Source organism: Actinomycetota bacterium (genome assembly GCA_030018275.1).
GTDB lineage: Bacteria > Actinomycetota > Aquicultoria > Subteraquimicrobiales > Subteraquimicrobiaceae > Subteraquimicrobium.
Genome location: JASEGB010000020.1, coordinates 1 through 15,531 on the forward strand (window position 1 = coordinate 1; position 15,531 = coordinate 15,531).

At 45.9% G+C, this 15,531-nt stretch carries 15 protein-coding genes, 5 tRNA genes, 1 other RNA gene and 1 pseudogene; 19 read left to right on the plus strand and 3 right to left on the minus strand.

Features of this window, described 5'->3' with window-relative positions:
* Window positions 1–112: 112 nt before the first annotated feature.
* The 10 genes from QMD66_07085 (at window position 113) to ffs (ending at window position 5,023) form a co-directional block, all read left to right on the plus strand.
* Entirely contained in the window at window positions 113–607 is a 495-nt protein-coding gene (locus tag QMD66_07085; GenBank protein MDI6822600.1) for a DUF4446 family protein, read from the plus strand.
* Between the two features lie 102 nt (window positions 608–709).
* Window positions 710–1,552 carry a prephenate dehydratase gene (gene pheA / locus QMD66_07090; GenBank protein ID MDI6822601.1) on the plus strand — a complete coding sequence of 281 codons (843 nt, stop codon included), beginning with the start codon at window positions 710–712 and terminating at the stop codon, window positions 1,550–1,552.
* Between the two features lie 44 nt (window positions 1,553–1,596).
* On the plus strand, window positions 1,597–2,874 hold the full coding sequence (gene serS / locus QMD66_07095; GenBank protein ID MDI6822602.1) for a serine--tRNA ligase: 1,278 nt from the start codon (window positions 1,597–1,599) through the stop codon (window positions 2,872–2,874).
* A gap of 72 nt (window positions 2,875–2,946) precedes the next feature.
* Window positions 2,947–3,034 (plus strand) — tRNA-Ser (locus QMD66_07100).
* Between the two features lie 110 nt (window positions 3,035–3,144).
* Window positions 3,145–3,236: transfer RNA gene (locus tag QMD66_07105), tRNA-Ser, on the plus strand.
* A 91-nt stretch (window positions 3,237–3,327) separates the two neighbouring features.
* A tRNA-Arg gene (locus QMD66_07110) sits at window positions 3,328–3,401 on the plus strand.
* A gap of 322 nt (window positions 3,402–3,723) precedes the next feature.
* Window positions 3,724–4,200 (plus strand): tRNA adenosine(34) deaminase TadA, encoded by a 477-nt coding sequence (tadA, locus tag QMD66_07115; GenBank protein ID MDI6822603.1) that lies wholly within the window; start codon window positions 3,724–3,726, stop codon window positions 4,198–4,200.
* Between the two features lie 256 nt (window positions 4,201–4,456).
* Window positions 4,457–4,551: transfer RNA gene (locus QMD66_07120), tRNA-Ser, on the plus strand.
* A gap of 70 nt (window positions 4,552–4,621) precedes the next feature.
* Window positions 4,622–4,713, plus strand: a tRNA-Ser gene (locus tag QMD66_07125).
* Between the two features lie 46 nt (window positions 4,714–4,759).
* An RNA gene (ffs, locus tag QMD66_07130) (signal recognition particle sRNA large type) lies at window positions 4,760–5,023 on the plus strand.
* 319 nt (window positions 5,024–5,342) lie between these two features.
* Here the strand turns inward: ffs and QMD66_07135 are convergent.
* From QMD66_07135 to QMD66_07145, 3 genes are all read right to left on the minus strand, one after another.
* Window positions 5,343–5,735 (minus strand): response regulator transcription factor, encoded by a 393-nt coding sequence (locus tag QMD66_07135; GenBank protein ID MDI6822604.1) that lies wholly within the window; start codon window positions 5,733–5,735, stop codon window positions 5,343–5,345.
* Window positions 5,736–5,892: 157 nt separating this feature from the next.
* Window positions 5,893–6,573, minus strand: a complete 681-nt coding sequence (locus QMD66_07140) for a response regulator transcription factor (protein MDI6822605.1) — start codon at window positions 6,571–6,573, stop codon at window positions 5,893–5,895.
* Window positions 6,574–7,818: a GAF domain-containing sensor histidine kinase gene (locus QMD66_07145; GenBank protein ID MDI6822606.1), complete on the minus strand. Its 1,245-nt coding sequence runs from the start codon at window positions 7,816–7,818 to the stop codon at window positions 6,574–6,576.
* Between the two features lie 226 nt (window positions 7,819–8,044).
* On the opposite strand from QMD66_07145, the gene QMD66_07150 reads away from it, so the two are divergent.
* The 9 genes and pseudogenes from QMD66_07150 to QMD66_07190 all read left to right on the plus strand — a co-directional run bounded on the left by QMD66_07150 (window position 8,045) and on the right by QMD66_07190 (window position 15,371).
* Complete coding sequence (locus QMD66_07150; protein MDI6822607.1) at window positions 8,045–8,278, plus strand: Lrp/AsnC ligand binding domain-containing protein; 234 nt, start codon at window positions 8,045–8,047, stop codon at window positions 8,276–8,278.
* Window positions 8,279–8,391: 113 nt separating this feature from the next.
* Window positions 8,392–10,083 (plus strand): DNA polymerase III subunit gamma/tau, encoded by a 1,692-nt coding sequence (gene dnaX / locus QMD66_07155; GenBank protein ID MDI6822608.1) that lies wholly within the window; start codon window positions 8,392–8,394, stop codon window positions 10,081–10,083.
* Window positions 10,083–10,415, plus strand: coding sequence for a YbaB/EbfC family nucleoid-associated protein (locus QMD66_07160; GenBank protein ID MDI6822609.1), 333 nt, complete (start codon window positions 10,083–10,085; stop codon window positions 10,413–10,415). The genes dnaX and QMD66_07160 overlap by 1 nt, the downstream gene beginning before the upstream one ends.
* Window positions 10,416–10,548: 133 nt before the next feature.
* Window positions 10,549–11,148 (plus strand): recombination mediator RecR, encoded by a 600-nt coding sequence (gene recR / locus QMD66_07165; GenBank protein ID MDI6822610.1) that lies wholly within the window; start codon window positions 10,549–10,551, stop codon window positions 11,146–11,148.
* Between the two features lie 144 nt (window positions 11,149–11,292).
* Window positions 11,293–11,865 carry a 2-oxoacid:acceptor oxidoreductase family protein gene (locus QMD66_07170; GenBank protein MDI6822611.1) on the plus strand — a complete coding sequence of 191 codons (573 nt, stop codon included), beginning with the start codon at window positions 11,293–11,295 and terminating at the stop codon, window positions 11,863–11,865.
* Complete coding sequence (locus tag QMD66_07175; protein MDI6822612.1) at window positions 11,862–12,152, plus strand: 4Fe-4S binding protein; 291 nt, start codon at window positions 11,862–11,864, stop codon at window positions 12,150–12,152. Before QMD66_07170 ends, QMD66_07175 begins: the two co-directional genes overlap by 4 nt.
* Window positions 12,145–13,353, plus strand: coding sequence for a pyruvate ferredoxin oxidoreductase (porA, locus tag QMD66_07180; protein ID MDI6822613.1), 1,209 nt, complete (start codon window positions 12,145–12,147; stop codon window positions 13,351–13,353). The genes QMD66_07175 and porA overlap by 8 nt, the downstream gene beginning before the upstream one ends.
* Window positions 13,350–13,766 (plus strand): annotated as a pseudogene (locus tag QMD66_07185) (thiamine pyrophosphate-dependent enzyme). The gene porA and the pseudogene QMD66_07185 overlap by 4 nt, the downstream one beginning before the upstream one ends.
* Complete coding sequence (locus QMD66_07190; GenBank protein MDI6822614.1) at window positions 13,761–15,371, plus strand: LAGLIDADG family homing endonuclease; 1,611 nt, start codon at window positions 13,761–13,763, stop codon at window positions 15,369–15,371. The pseudogene QMD66_07185 and the gene QMD66_07190 overlap by 6 nt, the downstream one beginning before the upstream one ends.
* Window positions 15,372–15,531: the final 160 nt, after the last annotated feature.

Consider the following 15,531-nt stretch of genomic DNA (forward strand, 5'->3'; position numbering starts at 1 on the left):
ACATGTCCTGCGTTTGTCAAAGGGCAAAGTGTTAACCTAACTCATTAATAATACAACTTACTTTTGAAAGAGGTATTTTAAGTGTTGTATAATTCTATCCAACTTAAAGGGGTTGAAATCCAATCAGAAAGGAGTCGACATGGATTTTCTCATGGGACAATCCATGGTTTTAGTCTTCATCGCGGTTTCTGTTTTCTGGCTCTTGCTTTTAACCTTGGGTTTAAAGAAGCTTTATAGCCAACGCTGCAGAGTTGCCAGGGCGATAAAGGAAGAAAATTTGATGGATACTCTCGTTCACTGTCTCGAGGAGCTCCAACTGATCCGAAAAGAACTTCAGAGATTTGAATCCGATCAGCAAAAGATGAGAAGTGTCCTTAAAGGCACCGTTCAAAAGGTTGGGGTGGTACGATTCGATGCCTTTGAAGATGTGGGGGGCAAACTGAGTTTCTCCGTAGCTCTTTTGAACGAGCATGGTGATGGGATTGTATTAAGCTCTCTCAATGGGCGTCAAGAAAGCCGAAGCTACGTTAAGCCCGTGGAGGGAGGGGAATCCAGTTATACCCTCTCCAAAGAGGAGCGTGAGGCCATAGCCAAGGCTCTTGAGTAAAGCCCTAGAGATAGCAAAAAATGTAAAAATTATCTACAATTAAAGCTAGTTTCATTAAAGCTAGTTTCTTGAAAAATTTCAACGAAGTTTTGAGGTGTTTTTATGTCCGTCAAGATAGGCTATTTAGGACCACAAGGAACCTTCACCGAGGAAGCCCTGCTCTGGGCAATGCAGGTGGATGAAAAAAATCTCGTACCCTATCCCACCGAGCAAGAGGTCATCTTCGCCGTGGACCGTGGGAAGGTGGACAAAGGCATCGTCCCCATAGAAAATTCGATTGAAGGTTCGGTCAATGTAACTCTGGACACTTTAACCTTCGGGGCTAATTTGGTCATTGAAAGAGAGATCATCGTTCCCGTGAGACACAATCTCATCGCCCGACCGAAGGTCAAGCTCAAAGATATATCATTGGTGATATCCCACCCTCAAGCCGCCGCTCAATGCCGCAACTATTTGGTAAAGAATCTCCCAAATGTTCCGGTGGTTGCGGCGAATAGTACCGCTGAGGCGGTAAAGAAGGTCGCCGAGCAAGAAGGTCCCATGGCTGCCATCGGCACGCATTTGGCCGCAAGGATCTATAATCTGAATATCCTCGAGTCGGATATCCAAGACTTCAAGGACAATAAGACAAGATTTGTATTGGTGGGGAAGGACCCCACCCCCCGCACGGGGAACGATAAAACATCCGTAGTTTGCTTCATCTATGAGGATAGACCGGGAAGTCTCCTTCAAATACTGCAAGAGTTCGCCTATAGATACATCAATCTCACCAAGATTCAGTCACGACCAACCAAGAAAGCGCTGGGTGATTATTGTTTCTGGATAGATATGGAGGGGCACTTGGAGGATGAGGTCATCGCCTCGGCTTTGAAATGTCTAAAATGTAAGATACGGGATGTGAAGATACTGGGCTCGTATCCTCGAGCGGATAAAGTTCTAGAGTAATTGAGTAGTAAATTGGCGGTGAGAGGTTTTTTAACGGAGGCAGGATGCTCGATATCAAATTCGTCAGGGAAAACTTAAATGTAGTTCGTGAATCCCTCGAGAAGCGAGGTATGGAAGCTGATCTGGATCGATTTGCGGAATTGGATGAGAAAAGGAGGAAATTACTTTTCGACGTAGAGCAGCTAAAACACATCAGGAATACGGTTTCCGAGGAGATTGCCGAGCTCAAAAGGGTGGGAAAGGATGTACAAGAAAAGACCCTCTCCATGAGGGTGCTTTCTCAAAAAATCAAGTCCCTCGATGCCCAAGTAAGGGAGTTGGATGTGGCTTTGAAGGGGATGATGCTCGACATCCCGAATATCCCTCACCCCAGCGTACCTGTAGGAGCGGATGAGCGCGACAATGAAGCCATTCGCTACTGGGGCGAACCTCCGAAATTCGATTTTGAACCCAAAGCTCATTGGGATATAGGAACTAAATTGGGGATACTCGATTTTGAGCGGGCGGGTAAAATCGCCGGAACCCGATTCGCCCTTTATTGGGGTCTGGGGGCTCAACTCGAAAGGGCTCTCATAAATTTCATGCTCGATTTGCACACTGGGGAGCACGGTTACCTCGAGGTTTTCCCGCCCATCCTCGTAAATGAGGGATCGATGATCGGCACGGGGCAGCTCCCGAAATTTTCCATAGAGCTCTACAAGTGTCAGGATGATGATTTGTATTTAATTCCCACAGCAGAGGTTTGCGTGACGAATATTCATCGTGATGAGATCTTGGATGGCAGACTCTTCCCTCTTAAATATGTTGCCTATACTCCCTGCTTCCGTCGCGAGGCAGGGGCTGCTGGTCGAGAAACTAGGGGACTTATCCGCCAACATCAATTCAACAAGGTAGAATTGGTCAAGTTCGCTAAACCGGAGGAATCCTACGACGAACTGGATAGCTTGACGAAAGACGCCGAAGAGGTCTTAAGAAGACTCGGTCTTCATTATCGAGTGGTCGTTCTCTGCACTGGCGATCTAGGCTTTTCGGCCTCAAAGACATATGACCTGGAGGTCTGGATGCCAGGGCATGGTACTTATAAGGAGGTCTCATCCTGCAGCAATTTTGAGGATTTCCAGGCCAGGAGGGCAAATATACGATACCGACCTGAACCCAAGGCGAAGCCGAGGTATGTCCATACGCTCAATGGCTCCGGATTGGCTATCGGACGGACAGTAGCTGCTCTTTTGGAAAACTATCAGCAGAAGGATGGAAGTGTGATCATCCCCAAAGTCCTTCGCCCATATATGGGTGGGATGGACCGAATCAAGAGCCGCTAAGTTTTTGCCGATTAATCAATTTGAGCAGGTCTTCAAATTGCTTTAGCTTTTTCCCTATGCTAAACTTTTAAAGGAGGGATGACCGAGTGGACGAAGGTGGTGGTCTTGAAAACCACTGACCCGTAAGGGTCCGGGGGTTCGAATCCCTCTCCCTCCGCCAAATTAGTTTATTAGTTCGCGGTTCACTGTTCACAGTAATTCTTTAGGGATAAGTTCCCGAAAAATTTATGAAACATTTGCATCGAATCGAAAGTTTGTATAAGCAATTCGGGAGAGGTGCTTGAGTGGCCGAAAAGAGCTGCCTGCTAAGCAGTTAAGGGGCGTAAGCTCCTTCGAGGGTTCGAATCCCTCCCTCTCCGCCACAATAAGTCGGTAGTAAGGAGTCGGGAGTAAATAAAATTTTATAAATCTTTTCACTCCCAACTACCCACTAACAAACTCCCGACTCAATGGGCGCCTGTAGCTCAATTGGATAGAGCGATAGACTACGGATCTATAGGTTGGGGGTTCGAGTCCCTCCAGGCGCACTGAAAATCTTTGGTGAACAAAGAGATTCCGGTTATTGATTTCATTCCTGATGAGGGGCCCCAACCTTAAAGGGGTCTGGGGAAAGGATTTCCCCAGGTTTTTGGGGTACAGCGAGTTTACGAGCGTCCTAGGGGCGGAGCCCCTGGAAGAGCGAAGCGAAGGTTGGGGGTTCGAGTCCCTCCAGGCGCACTGAAAAAAACAGTCGATAGTCGGTAGTTAGTGAATGAGGTTAATATTTATAGGGAGGTTAATCTCCCTTTTTTATTGAATAAAATTTTCCAAAGGAGAAAGAGCACAAACCGGCCACTTAATTCACTTAAGATGAAATCCCTTAAGCAAGATGATGTAAAGTACATGCAATTAGCTTTGAAAGAGGCGAAAATCGCCGCTGACCAGGGCGAGGTGCCGGTGGGAGCAGCGGTCGTTTTTCAGGGTAAAGTTATTTCCCGAGCTCACAATGAGTGCGAGACTAAAGACGATCCCACGGCGCATGCTGAAATCTTAGCGATAAAGAAAGCCTCCAAGTATCTTAAAGGATGGCGTCTCACGGACTGTACCATCTATGTAACCAAAGAACCCTGTCCCATGTGTGCTGGAGCCATCCATCAAGCTCGCATCGATCGACTGGTTTATGGTACTCGCGATGAGAAGAGCGGGGCAGCGGGGACTCTTTACGATATCGTACGGGATCAAAGATTGAATCACCAGGTCGAAGTGACCGCTGGAGTTTGTGAGGAGGAATGTCAAGAACTTTTGCAAAAATTTTTCCAAAAACTCCGCCAAGATATAGTTGAATAGCTAATTGTAAAATCTTTTAATTTCTCTCCATTAGTTTTAGAAGTAACTTAAAAATCAAACATATGTTTGCTATAGTTAGATATGTCACGGATAAAGTTGGCTAAGGGGAATCAGAAAGATTTTCTTGAGGCGGTAAGAGCAAAGGCAGGCTTAAGTTGAGATGAGATAGCTAATTTATGTGGAATTTGTCCAAGGAGCCCAAAGTATCGGCGGCGTTTTCAAGACTATTTCGAATTCTAGTGCTAAAATAATCTCTGGAGGAGTACCCAAGTTTGGTCATACGGGCGCCGACTCGAAATCGGACGGGGGCTGAAAGGTCCCACGAGGGTTCGAATCCCTCCTCCTCCGCCAAAACCGGTTGTTGGTAGGTTGGTATTTGGTTGTTGACAAAGACCAACAACGAACTTGCAAAGCAAATTTTGGAGGAGTCGCATAGTCTGGCCTAGTGCGCGCGATTGGAGATCGCGTAGGCGGTGAAAAGCTGTCTCGGGGGTTCGAATCCCTCCTCCTCCGCAAAATCAGTCGGTAGAGAACTAACAACTCGCAACTCATTTGGTGATCGTGCTAGGCGGGGAGATAGCGGTGCCCTGTACCTGCAATCCGCTATAGCAGGGCTTAATTCCTGCTCGAGGCATCCGCTGTGAGGGCTGTTTCTGTGTAAGTGGCGTTGAGGGTTGGGTCCTGTGCGACAGGAATTCGCGAACTCCGTCAGGTCCGGAAGGAAGCAGCGGTAAGCGAAATTTTCTGGGTGCTGCAGGGAAGCCTGGTCGGAGCTAATTGCACAGATTACGCTCGTGGTTGGGTGTCGACAGCGGGTGCACGATCACTATTATGGAAATTTTTTAGGGAAGTAAAAGTCTATAAAAGGTGTAGGACTATAGACCATAAAAAAGACAACGGGAATGATCTTTACCCGTTGCCTTTTCTTTCCATTTCAATATCGATAATACCATAAAATCTCCTCCGTAGGTAAATTCAGGTTTCCTGGTTAGAAAATCCCTCCATTAAAGCATCGCTACGGTCTCAACCAGAGTTACCACAGTTATGAGGGCGAAAGCTGCCAGTCCAAGTATAACCACGCATATTTCTTGTCTTCTGTCCAGGATCACGACAAACACCCCCCTTCATTTCCTCACTCAGTGTTAATGAACATTTTTAATGGCTTTGACCATCGATTTAGCCGATAAATCCCTTTTGAGCAGGAACTTATCGGCTCCGGCTCTCTCGGCCTCGATTTGATACTCTCTTTCACCATGTACGCTAACGATAACGACGGATACCAATGGATGGAGTTTCTTTAAACACCGCGTAGCTTCTAGACCATTCATCTCAGGCATGCTGATGTCCATTAAGACAACATTGGGCGATAATTCCTCCGTTTTTTCGATGGCTTGTTTGCCATCTGCAGCTTCTCCCACTATCTCGATGCTTGATTGTTTATCGAGTAATCGCTTCAAAGTCTCTCGAAATAGCCCATCATCATCTGCTATTAACACTCGAATCTTTTTTGAGATATTACTCCTCTCCCTTGCCACTGCTATCCCTTCTAACTCTATGTTCCTAACTATAAAATAAACCTCCATCGATGCATTGACTATGGGGTCTTGACCCGATTTTGCAATAAAAAAGATCCCATTTTGGGGTCTTTTAAATACACTCTTCACCTTAAAGACGGGTTCTTAACCGTATAATCTATAAGGTCTTGCCCTTATTCTGGTTTTCTTCATCGAGCAATCCTTTGCGTATGGCATATGCTGCTGCCTGAGTTCGATCGTGAATATCCAATTTTCGGAAAATGTGTGTTCTATGAGTTTCAACCGTTTTTACGCTCAAATACAGCTTCTCAGCAATTTCCTTGTTCGAAGCCCCTTGGGCGATCAGTTTTAAGATTTCGATTTCTCGATCGGTTAAACCATCACAAAACTTTTTCTCCTTTGGCTTCTTGGGCTCTTGAATGTAATTGTCAATTAGCTTTTTGGCGATGGAGGTAGAGAGTAGAAGCTCTCCGTGGTGTACCGCCCTTATGGCATTGACAAGTTCGGAGGCGGCTACCTTTTTTAATAGATACCCGGTTGCTCCGGTTTTAAGCAAGTTGAAGACGTACTCGTCGTCTTCATAGATGGTGAGGACCAATACTCCAATATGAGGGTTCTCCGCTTTTACTCGTCGAGTGGCCTCGAGTCCATTTAGTTTGGGCATGCCGATATCCATGACCACTACATCGGGGAGAAACTCCCTGGTTTTCTCAATCGCCTCTTCGCCATCGGCTGCCTCCCCGATGACCTCCATGTCCGATTCCTTTTCCAAAAGTAGACGCATGCCTTCCCTTAAAATCGCATGATCATCCGCGAGCAACACCTTTATCTTTTCCATTTAAGTCAGTCCTCTTCTGAAGGGTATCCGGACTTTAACTTTGGTGCCCTTGCCCGATTGAGACTCTATATTCAAGGCACCTCCCAGAAGTTCGGCTCTTTCCTGCATTCCCATTAAACCAAGTGCCTCTCTTTTGGTGGATTTGCTTAAAGCCTTTTTGGGATCAAATCCCTTTCCATCATCCTTAATGGTGATGGTCACCTCGTCATCCTTAAAGCCCAAACGGACAAAGGTCTCTTTGGCTTGGGCGTGCTTTTTGACGTTGGTCAGGGCTTCCTGAATGATTCTTAATACGGCGATTTCTACCTGTGGTGGAAGTTTTACTTCCTCACCCATCACTTCAAATACCACTTTGAGGTCGGCTTTTTCAATATGATTGCGTATGTACCATCTGATGGTGGGGATGAGTCCCAAATCATCGAGCATAGCCGGACGTAGATCAAAAGCCATCTTGTGCACCCTCTCAAGAGCACTGGCCGTGATCTCTTTCAGCTCTCTGAGAGCTTCTCTAACGTCCGAAAATTCGGGCGGGACCATGGTCTCGCTCATCTCCAGGCGGAGAATCACATTTGTGAGCACCTGTGCGGTATCATCATGGAGTTCACGAGAGATTCGCTTGCGTTCTTCCTCCTGAGAGTGCAATAACTTATGGGCTAGTTTCTCCAATTCTTGCAATAATCTAAGTTCATCGCCCTTGACTTGTAATTCCCTGAAAAGCCGGGCGTTCTTTAGAGCTACTGCCGCCTGATTGGCTAGAATGGATAGAATCGTTATTTCATCGGGAGTGAATTGATATGGATGAGCATTTAGGGCTGAAAGAAGACCAAAATCTCCTTCTTTTATTGTAAGTGGCACACAAAGTAAAGAGGTTTCCCGGCTGTTACATATCAATGCTCCGGCTGATCTATCATCCTCTTTAACTTCCAGTTCGCTTCTAGCCACGCTCTCAGCGATATTTTCCAGTTGATTTCTCCACCAAGACTCGGGGTGTTGATCCCGCCTCCCTCGAACTGCTAAAGTTTCTAAATCGAGTTCGAATTTTCCAGCCCTCTCATTGACCAAAGAAGCAACGACTTTATCGGCCTGGATTAAATTTTTGGCTTCATTGACCACGACGGGAAACACCTTTTCCAGTTCTAAAGTTGAAGTAACTGCAATTAGCGATTTACCTATTGAGGTTAGCTTAATTTTCTCTCCTCCCAAGAAAACGCTAACACAAAACCGACTTAAAATGAGTCGGTTCAACCACTGGCCAATATAGTGCACAAATCGAAGAACACTAGTGCAAACACTGCATTATTGGTATAAACATTGCATTTGTTTATTAATTTTCGCCTTAACTTGATAAATTCCTTCTTTAGCTCCCTGAAGTCTTCCTAAAGGAAAGTTAATTTAAAAATTTAGAAAACCATCTATCCCAAGATGTTTTCCTTGTTTATAATGAGAAAGAAATTTAATGGGAGGTGCAAAAATGATACGAGCTTATGTTTTGATCGAGATCCTTCCCGGTGCCTGTGGAGACGTCGTCAAAAAAATTCGTGGCATTGAGGGCGTAAAAAGCGCTGAGGCTGCAACCGGTCCCTACGACGTTATAGCTTATGTAGAGGTTCCCAATGTGAAGGCCCTGGGGAATTTATCTTTCGTTAAAATTCAAGGAATTGAAGGAGTGAAGCGCACGCTGACTTGTGTCGTGACCGTTTTCTAAATTTACCCTCTGGAAATAAAACTTTTTCAAAAATTCAATAAAGCGCCCATTCAAAGCGCTTCCTCTGTTATAATGAGAAAGAGCATTCCGCTCCCTCCCATGAGGTGAGATGATTGGCTTACATATCACTTTACCGAAAATGGCGCCCCCAAACTTTTGAAGAAGTAGTAGGCCAAGTGCATATCACGCGCACCCTTGCCAATGCCATCCAACAAAATCGAGTTGCCCACGCTTACCTATTTTGTGGACCAAGGGGGACGGGCAAGACCACCGTAGCCAAAATCGTTGCCAAGGCTGTTAACTGCGCCGAAGGTCCCACCCCCATCCCCTGTAATAACTGTCATATTTGCGAGCAAATAACCAATGGTTCCTGTGTGGATGTCCTTGAAATAGATGCGGCTTCAAATCGAGGGATCGATGAAATTCGTGATTTGAGGGAAAAGGTCCATTTTGCCCCGACGGAGGGTCGAAAAAAGGTATATATCATAGATGAGGTTCATATGCTTACTCTGGAGGCATTCAATGCCCTCCTAAAAACACTCGAAGAGCCTCCCTCGCATGTGATATTCATTCTAGCTACCACCGAACCGCATAAGGTTCTTCCCACGATTCTCTCTCGGTGTCAGAAATTTGATTTCAGGCGCATCTTAGTTTCCGATATGGTCAAGCACCTTCGTCGAATCGCCGATGCAGAGGAGATAAAGATCAATGAAGCGGCCCTACCTTTAATCGCCAAGCAAGCCCAGGGATCCTTAAGGGATGCCATAGGAACTCTTGATCAACTTTCCTCCTTCACGGGGAAGAATGTGAAAATGGATGATGTGACCACACTTTTGGGACTAATCGATCTAGACCTTCTATTTGAAATTACGGATATCATATCCAGACGAGATATTACGGATGCCCTTTTCTTTGTAGATAGGCTGCTGGAGAGCGGAAGAGACATCAGGCAGTTTACAAAGGAACTCACGGAGTATTTTCGAAACCTTTTCTTGATTCAAAATGCCCATGACCCTGATGAGATCATAAATACCACACCCGAGGCCTTCGCCAGAATGCAGGCCCAGGTACATCACTTTCAGCCCTTTGAGGTAGTAAGATTCATGGAGATATTGTCTCAAGCTCATAGTGAGATGCGGTGGAACCCTAATGCCCGATTGCTCTTGGAGATGGCACTGGTGAAAACGATAAAACTTGATGTCGATCTGTCCTTGGAAGGTTTGCTTTATAGAATTGAGGAACTTGAGAAAAGGATACAGGATACAGGATACAAAATACAGAATGCAAAATTGCCTGGAGTTAGACATCAAGAGAACAAAGGCGAGATTGGCAAGATCAAGGATTTAAAACCTCAACAAGAAGAGGTTGCCGGAGCCAGTGAAAGTAGAACTAAACAACCTGCGGCTGAAGGCAGGAAGGTGAGCATAGAGAAGGTGAAAAGAGCTTGGCCGGTAATTTTGGAACGGGTCAAAAAGAAGAAAATTCCGACCTACGCTTTACTTTTGGAATGTAAGCCATCCAAAGTTGAGGGTGAAGCAATAATCTTAGAGTTCAGTGAGGGAGCGAATTTCCATAAAAATGAAGTGGAAAAACCCCCTAATTTAGCAATTGTGCAGCAATCACTGAAGGAAATCTTGGAAGTCGATGTCGAGATTCTCTGTATGTTAGAGGAGAGAAAGGAGAAGGTTTCCACGCTTAAGGACGAAATTGATCAAAAGGATTCAGAACCCTCCGAATCCTCGATAGTGAAATTGGTTCAGGATAGTTTCGATGCCGAGGTCATAGATGAATTTAAAGAAACATAATGAAAAGAGGTGCCAAGGTGAAGGGAAATTATAGTAGGATGCTCAAGCAAATTCAGAAAATGCGGGAGGAAATTGCCAAGATACAAGAGGAATTGGCAAAGGAGAGACTGGAAGTAAGTGCTGGTGGCGGGATGGTCACTGCGGTAGTCAATGGTCAGCAAGAGATATTGGGAATAAGGATAAATCCAGCTGCAGTGGATCCCAATGATGTTGAAATACTGGAGGAAATGATATTGGCTGCAGTCAATCAAGCCCTCCGCCAATCTCGGGATTTAGCGACGGAGAAAATGAGTCGGCTAACCGGGGGACTGAGCATCCCTGGACTCTTCTAACCAAATTCAAAATTCAAAATGTCATTTTTATTTTTGATTTTTACATTTTATATTATGCTTGCTGGAAGAAACTTCTTGCTTGCTGGAAGAAACTTCTGTGGACGAATTATGTCCAGGGTTAAAGGGTGATCAGATGACGTACTATGTTACGCCCGTGGCGAATTTAATCGAAGAGCTGTCTAAGCTTCCGGGAATCGGACCAAAATCGGCTCAAAGACTCGCCTTTTATATGCTCAAGGCACCTCCTGCAGATGTGAAAAAGCTCGCTGAAGCCATACTCAAGGTGAAGGAAAAGATAAAATTCTGCAAAATTTGTTTCAATGTCACGGACGAAGATATCTGCCAATATTGTCGAGATACCCCGCGAGACCGTTCAATCATCTGTGTGGTCGAGGAGCCAAGAGACATCGTAGCACTGGAAAAAACGGGGGAGTTTAAAGGGCTCTATCATGTGCTACACGGAGCGATCTCTCCCATTGAAGGCATCAGTCCTGAGGATATAAAGATTGGAGAACTTCTCAAGCGACTAAAGGGTCAGGAAGTAAAGGAGGTAGTCATCGCCACTAATCCCAACATCGAGGGCGAGGCTACAGCCATATATCTCGCAAAATTAATTAAACCCCTGGGAGTGAAGGTAACCCGAATAGCCAGTGGGCTGCCCGTGGGAGGAGACCTGGAATACGCCGACGAGGTTACCTTGGGTAAGGCTCTCGAAGGAAGAAGGGAAATGTAGAGACTGTCGGATATCCTTGAGTTCAAGCCACTGGCTGCTCAAACCAACCGCTCACTTAAATCTAAATGCTTTTTTGTATTATTGGGTATATTTTTTTATTTAGTCTGGATGCTTTAGAGAATTTATCTTTGGAGGTGATAGGATGTGGAGAGACTTGTGGAGATAAGGTGGCATGGGAGGGGAGGTCAAGGAGCGGTTACTGCAGCCAAATTTCTAGCCGAAGCGGCTTTAGCCGAAGGGAAATACGTCCAGGCTTTCCCCGAATATGGACCGGAGAGGATGGGTGCACCCATTCAGGCTTTCACTCGTCTCTCTTCGGATCCCATCCGCACTTACTGCGGCATAGAAAATCCGAAAGTTGTGGTTGTTTTAGATCCTACCCTTCTCAATGTCATTGACGTTGCTCAAGGATTGGTCGAGGACGGCGTCCTCATAGTGAACACGCCTGAACCACCTTCAAGGATCAAGGAAAGACTCGGTTTAGAAAAAGCGAAAGTTTACACCGTCGATGCCTCGACCATCGCTCATGAGGAATTGGGAAGACCCATCCCGAACACACCCATGATCGGTGCCCTCATCAAGGCTACCGAAGTTCTGGGACTCGGGAGCGTAACGGAGCATTTCCAGGAGGTATTTGCGGATAAGTTCTCGCCGAAAGTCATCGAGGGAAATGTTAAAGCCATTCGGCGAGCTTTTAAGGAGGTGAAGAGCGGATGAAAGAATGGTGCGCGGAGAAGTTGATGCCCGGTGCGCTAATCCCCTTAAGCGGAACAGCTCGATGGTATAGAACGGGAAGTTGGCGTTCGGAGCACCCAGTTTGGAACGAGGAGACCTGTAAGCAATGTCTCATCTGTTGGATTTACTGTCCCGATGGAGCGATCAAGGTTAAGGAGGGAAAGGTGATTGGGATAGACTATGATTATTGCAAGGGCTGTGGGATTTGCGCAGTTGAATGCTCACCAGAGGCCATAAAGATGGCGGAAGGCGGTGAGCCAGATGGCTAAAATCACTGGGAAGATTGTAGCCATCACCGGAAATGCTGCCGTTGCTCAAGGGATGAGGCAGATAAATCCCGACGTTGTGGCGGCTTATCCCATTACACCCCAGACCGATATCGCCGAGGAGTTCGCCACCTTCGTGGCTGATGGGTTGGTGGCTACGGAGTATATTGCGGTTGAAAGCGAGCATTCGGCCATGAGTGTTTGCGTGGGAGCCGCGGCCGCGGGAGCCAGGGTTATGACGGCCACCTCATCTCAAGGCCTGGCCTTGATGTGGGAAATCCTTTACATCGCCTCTGGCATGAGATTCCCCATAGTCATGACCAATGTCAACCGTTGCTTGAGCGCCCCCATCAATATCCATTGCGACCACTCAGACAGCATGGGAGCCAGGGATTCTGGCTGGATTCAGATTTATTCCGAAAGCGCCCAGGAGGCATACGACAATGTGATTCAAGCCGTTCGAATCGGTGAGGATGAGAAAGTGCGCCTCCCGGTTATGGTGAATATGGATGGCTTCATCGTCAGCCACAGCATTGAGCGCGTTGAACTTCTCGAAGACGAGAGTGTGAAAAACTTCGTTGGGAGGTACAAACCATCTTTCTCCTTGCTCGATGTCGAGCATCCCGTAACCTTTGGACCCTTTGATGGTCTCGGCGGTTTTTATTTCGAGCATAAGCTGGCTCAAATCGAGGCCATGGAGCGCTCTAGGGAGGTCATTTTGAGGGTTGGCAGGGAATTCGGAGCCCTTTCTGGTAGGGAGTATGGATTCTTTGAGAAGTACAGATTAGATGATGCCGAGGTCGCAGTGATTGTCTTGAATTCGGCGGCGGGAACGAGCAAGCACACCGTAGACATGATGAGAAAAGAAGGTCATCCGGTTGGTGTTCTTAAGTTGCGTATCTTTAGACCCTTCCCCGCCCGGGAACTCTGTGAGGCTTTGCGGCATCTCAGGGCTGTAGCGGTGCTGGATCGAGCAACCTCACCCGGTACCACCGGTCCCCTCTTTGGTGAGGTGAAAGCGGCCCTTTATGATCTTGAAAAACGACCATTGATGGCCAATTTCATCTACGGTTTGGGTGGCAGAGAATTTAAACCCGAGCACGTAAGATGTGCCTTTAAGACCCTTTTTAAGATATCCAAGACGGGAAAGGTGGAGAGGCCCCTTGATTACCTGGGGCTCAAAGAAGTGGAGGTGATCTCATGAGCATCAAGGAATTGTCCTTTAGGGAGGAGAGATTTACCTCGGGACATAGGCTCTGCGCTGGCTGTGGAGCCACGATCATCGTCAGGCAGGTCCTCATGGCCACCGACAAACCAGTGGTCGTCTGCTGTCCCACGGGCTGCCTTGAAGTCTCCACGACGATTTATCCCTCAACCGCTTGGGAAGTTCCCTATATTCACAATGCTTTCGAGAACGCCGCGGCGACTTTAAGCGGTGCCGAATCCGCTTACCAGGTACTAATGAAGAGAGGAAAGATAGGCAAAAAGGATATAAGATTCGCTGTTTTCGCCGGAGATGGTGGCACCTACGATATCGGCTTTCAAGCTCTCTCAGGAGTCCTTGAGAGAGGACACCGAATGGTCTATGTCTGCTATGACAATCAAGCGTATATGAATTGTCTGAGCACCTCTTGTTTAATAATGACTGAAAATGGGCTTAAGAAAATAACCGAGGTAAAAGAGGGAGATAAAATATATGCCTTTGACCAAAAGACTCGCCAGTTAGTTTTGAGAAGATGCACTGGTGTATTTGATAACGGAATAAGAGAAGTTTATGAAGTTGAAACCTTACACCATTCAATAAAAGCAACCGCAAATCATCCTTTTTTAGTTTTAAAAAGAAATGGTAGAGGTAGAAGAAATACCTTTGTCTGGAAAACATTGGCAGAAATCAAGGTCGGAGATGAAGTTGTCGTTTTAAAAAATTTACATGGAGGCAAACCGTTTAAATTTAATTTTAGAAAGACCGAAAAAGGAGATTATAAGGTAAATCGGGTAAATGAGATTAATATACCAGAATATTCTAGCCCCGACTTGATGAAATATTTAGGTATATATGTTAGTGATGGCTGGATAAGGACTGAAAAGAAAGAGACAGGATTTGCACTACCTAAGAATTCTAAGGCAAGAAAGACCTTAATTAATCTGCATTCAAGGATTTTTGGAAGTAAAATAAGAAGCGATGATGCATATGTTTATATAGACTCTGTAAACCTTGCAAGATTTATTGGCTGTTTAGGCTTTGGTCAAGGGGCAAAAAATAAGAAAGTACCCGGATGGGTATTTACTTTACCAAAAGAAGAAAAGGAGAATTTTGTTCGGGGATTAATGCTATCAGATGGCTACAAAATAGGAGGAAGTTTCCGATACGTTTCTGCAAGCAGGGAACTTCTTAGAACCTTAAGATTGCTGCTTCAAACTACAGGCTTTACAGTTGGGAAAATTCACTGGCAAAAGAAAAAGAAAGGCACAAAATGTGTACATAGAAAACTCCTAAAAGATGCTGAGTATGGATATGTATGTTTCAGCACAAGAAAAAGGTGGAACATAAAGAAATACCCAAACCAATACAGATATCAAAATTTTCTGATAGAAAATAAATATTTTGACACTGAAAAAATAAAAAATATAAGATTAGCAGGATGTGAGCCTACTTTAGATTTAAGAGTAGAGGATGAGCATAATTTCATTGCCGATGGAATTGTAGTCCACAATACGGGGATACAACGCTCTTCTGCTACACCTTTGGGAGCATGGACGACAACCTCTCCTGTGGGCAAGGTGATACCGGGCAAGACGCAGAACCGGAAGGATCTGACGACCTGTGTAGCCGCACACAACATTCCCTATGTGGCGCAGGCTTCCCCCAGTCACTGGCGGGATTTGGTCAAGAAGGCTGAGAAGGCTTTCAATGCCGAAGGACCCGCTTTTTTGAATATCTTGGCTCCCTGCCCTCGAGGCTGGCGATATCCCCCGAATCAGACGATAAGGATGGCTAGACTCGCCGTGGAAACCTGCTTCTGGCCCCTCTATGAAGTAGAAAATGGCAACTGGAGGTTGACGCATAAACCCAGGGAGAAGAAACCTCTCGTGGAATGGCTCAAACCCCAAGGCAGATTCAAACATTTATTTAAACCAGAGAATCGGCACGTCATCGAGGAACTTGAAGCCAAAGTAGATGAGGATTGGAATATCTTGCTGAAGAGATGCCAAATTGAGTGACCACCTTCCCCGGTCTTTCTATTCCAGATCAGCTTCGCCAGGAATCATTAAAGATCAAGGTAAAGGGATTTTACTCTTCAAAATCATCCCTCCCGGTTGCGAGAGGATCTCAGGATATCCCAAGACCGCGGTCTCATCCTATGGAGAAGATGTCGGAACA

What these genes read in the sequence shown, in the direction of transcription:
- pheA (MDI6822601.1), top strand. Translation starts at nt 710, where the DNA reads ATGTCCGTCAAGATAGGCTATTTAGGACCACAAGGAACCTTCACCGAG.
- serS (MDI6822602.1), top strand. Translation starts at nt 1,597, where the DNA reads ATGCTCGATATCAAATTCGTCAGGGAAAACTTAAATGTAGTTCGTGAA.
- tadA (MDI6822603.1), top strand. Translation starts at nt 3,724, where the DNA reads ATGAAATCCCTTAAGCAAGATGATGTAAAGTACATGCAATTAGCTTTG.
- QMD66_07140 (MDI6822605.1), bottom strand. Translation starts at nt 6,573, where the DNA reads ATGGAAAAGATAAAGGTGTTGCTCGCGGATGATCATGCGATTTTAAGG.
- QMD66_07150 (MDI6822607.1), top strand. Translation starts at nt 8,045, where the DNA reads ATGATACGAGCTTATGTTTTGATCGAGATCCTTCCCGGTGCCTGTGGA.
- QMD66_07160 (MDI6822609.1), top strand. Translation starts at nt 10,083, where the DNA reads ATGAAAAGAGGTGCCAAGGTGAAGGGAAATTATAGTAGGATGCTCAAG.
- recR (MDI6822610.1), top strand. Translation starts at nt 10,549, where the DNA reads ATGACGTACTATGTTACGCCCGTGGCGAATTTAATCGAAGAGCTGTCT.
- QMD66_07175 (MDI6822612.1), top strand. Translation starts at nt 11,862, where the DNA reads ATGAAAGAATGGTGCGCGGAGAAGTTGATGCCCGGTGCGCTAATCCCC.
- porA (MDI6822613.1), top strand. Translation starts at nt 12,145, where the DNA reads ATGGCTAAAATCACTGGGAAGATTGTAGCCATCACCGGAAATGCTGCC.
- QMD66_07190 (MDI6822614.1), top strand. Translation starts at nt 13,761, where the DNA reads ATGAATTGTCTGAGCACCTCTTGTTTAATAATGACTGAAAATGGGCTT.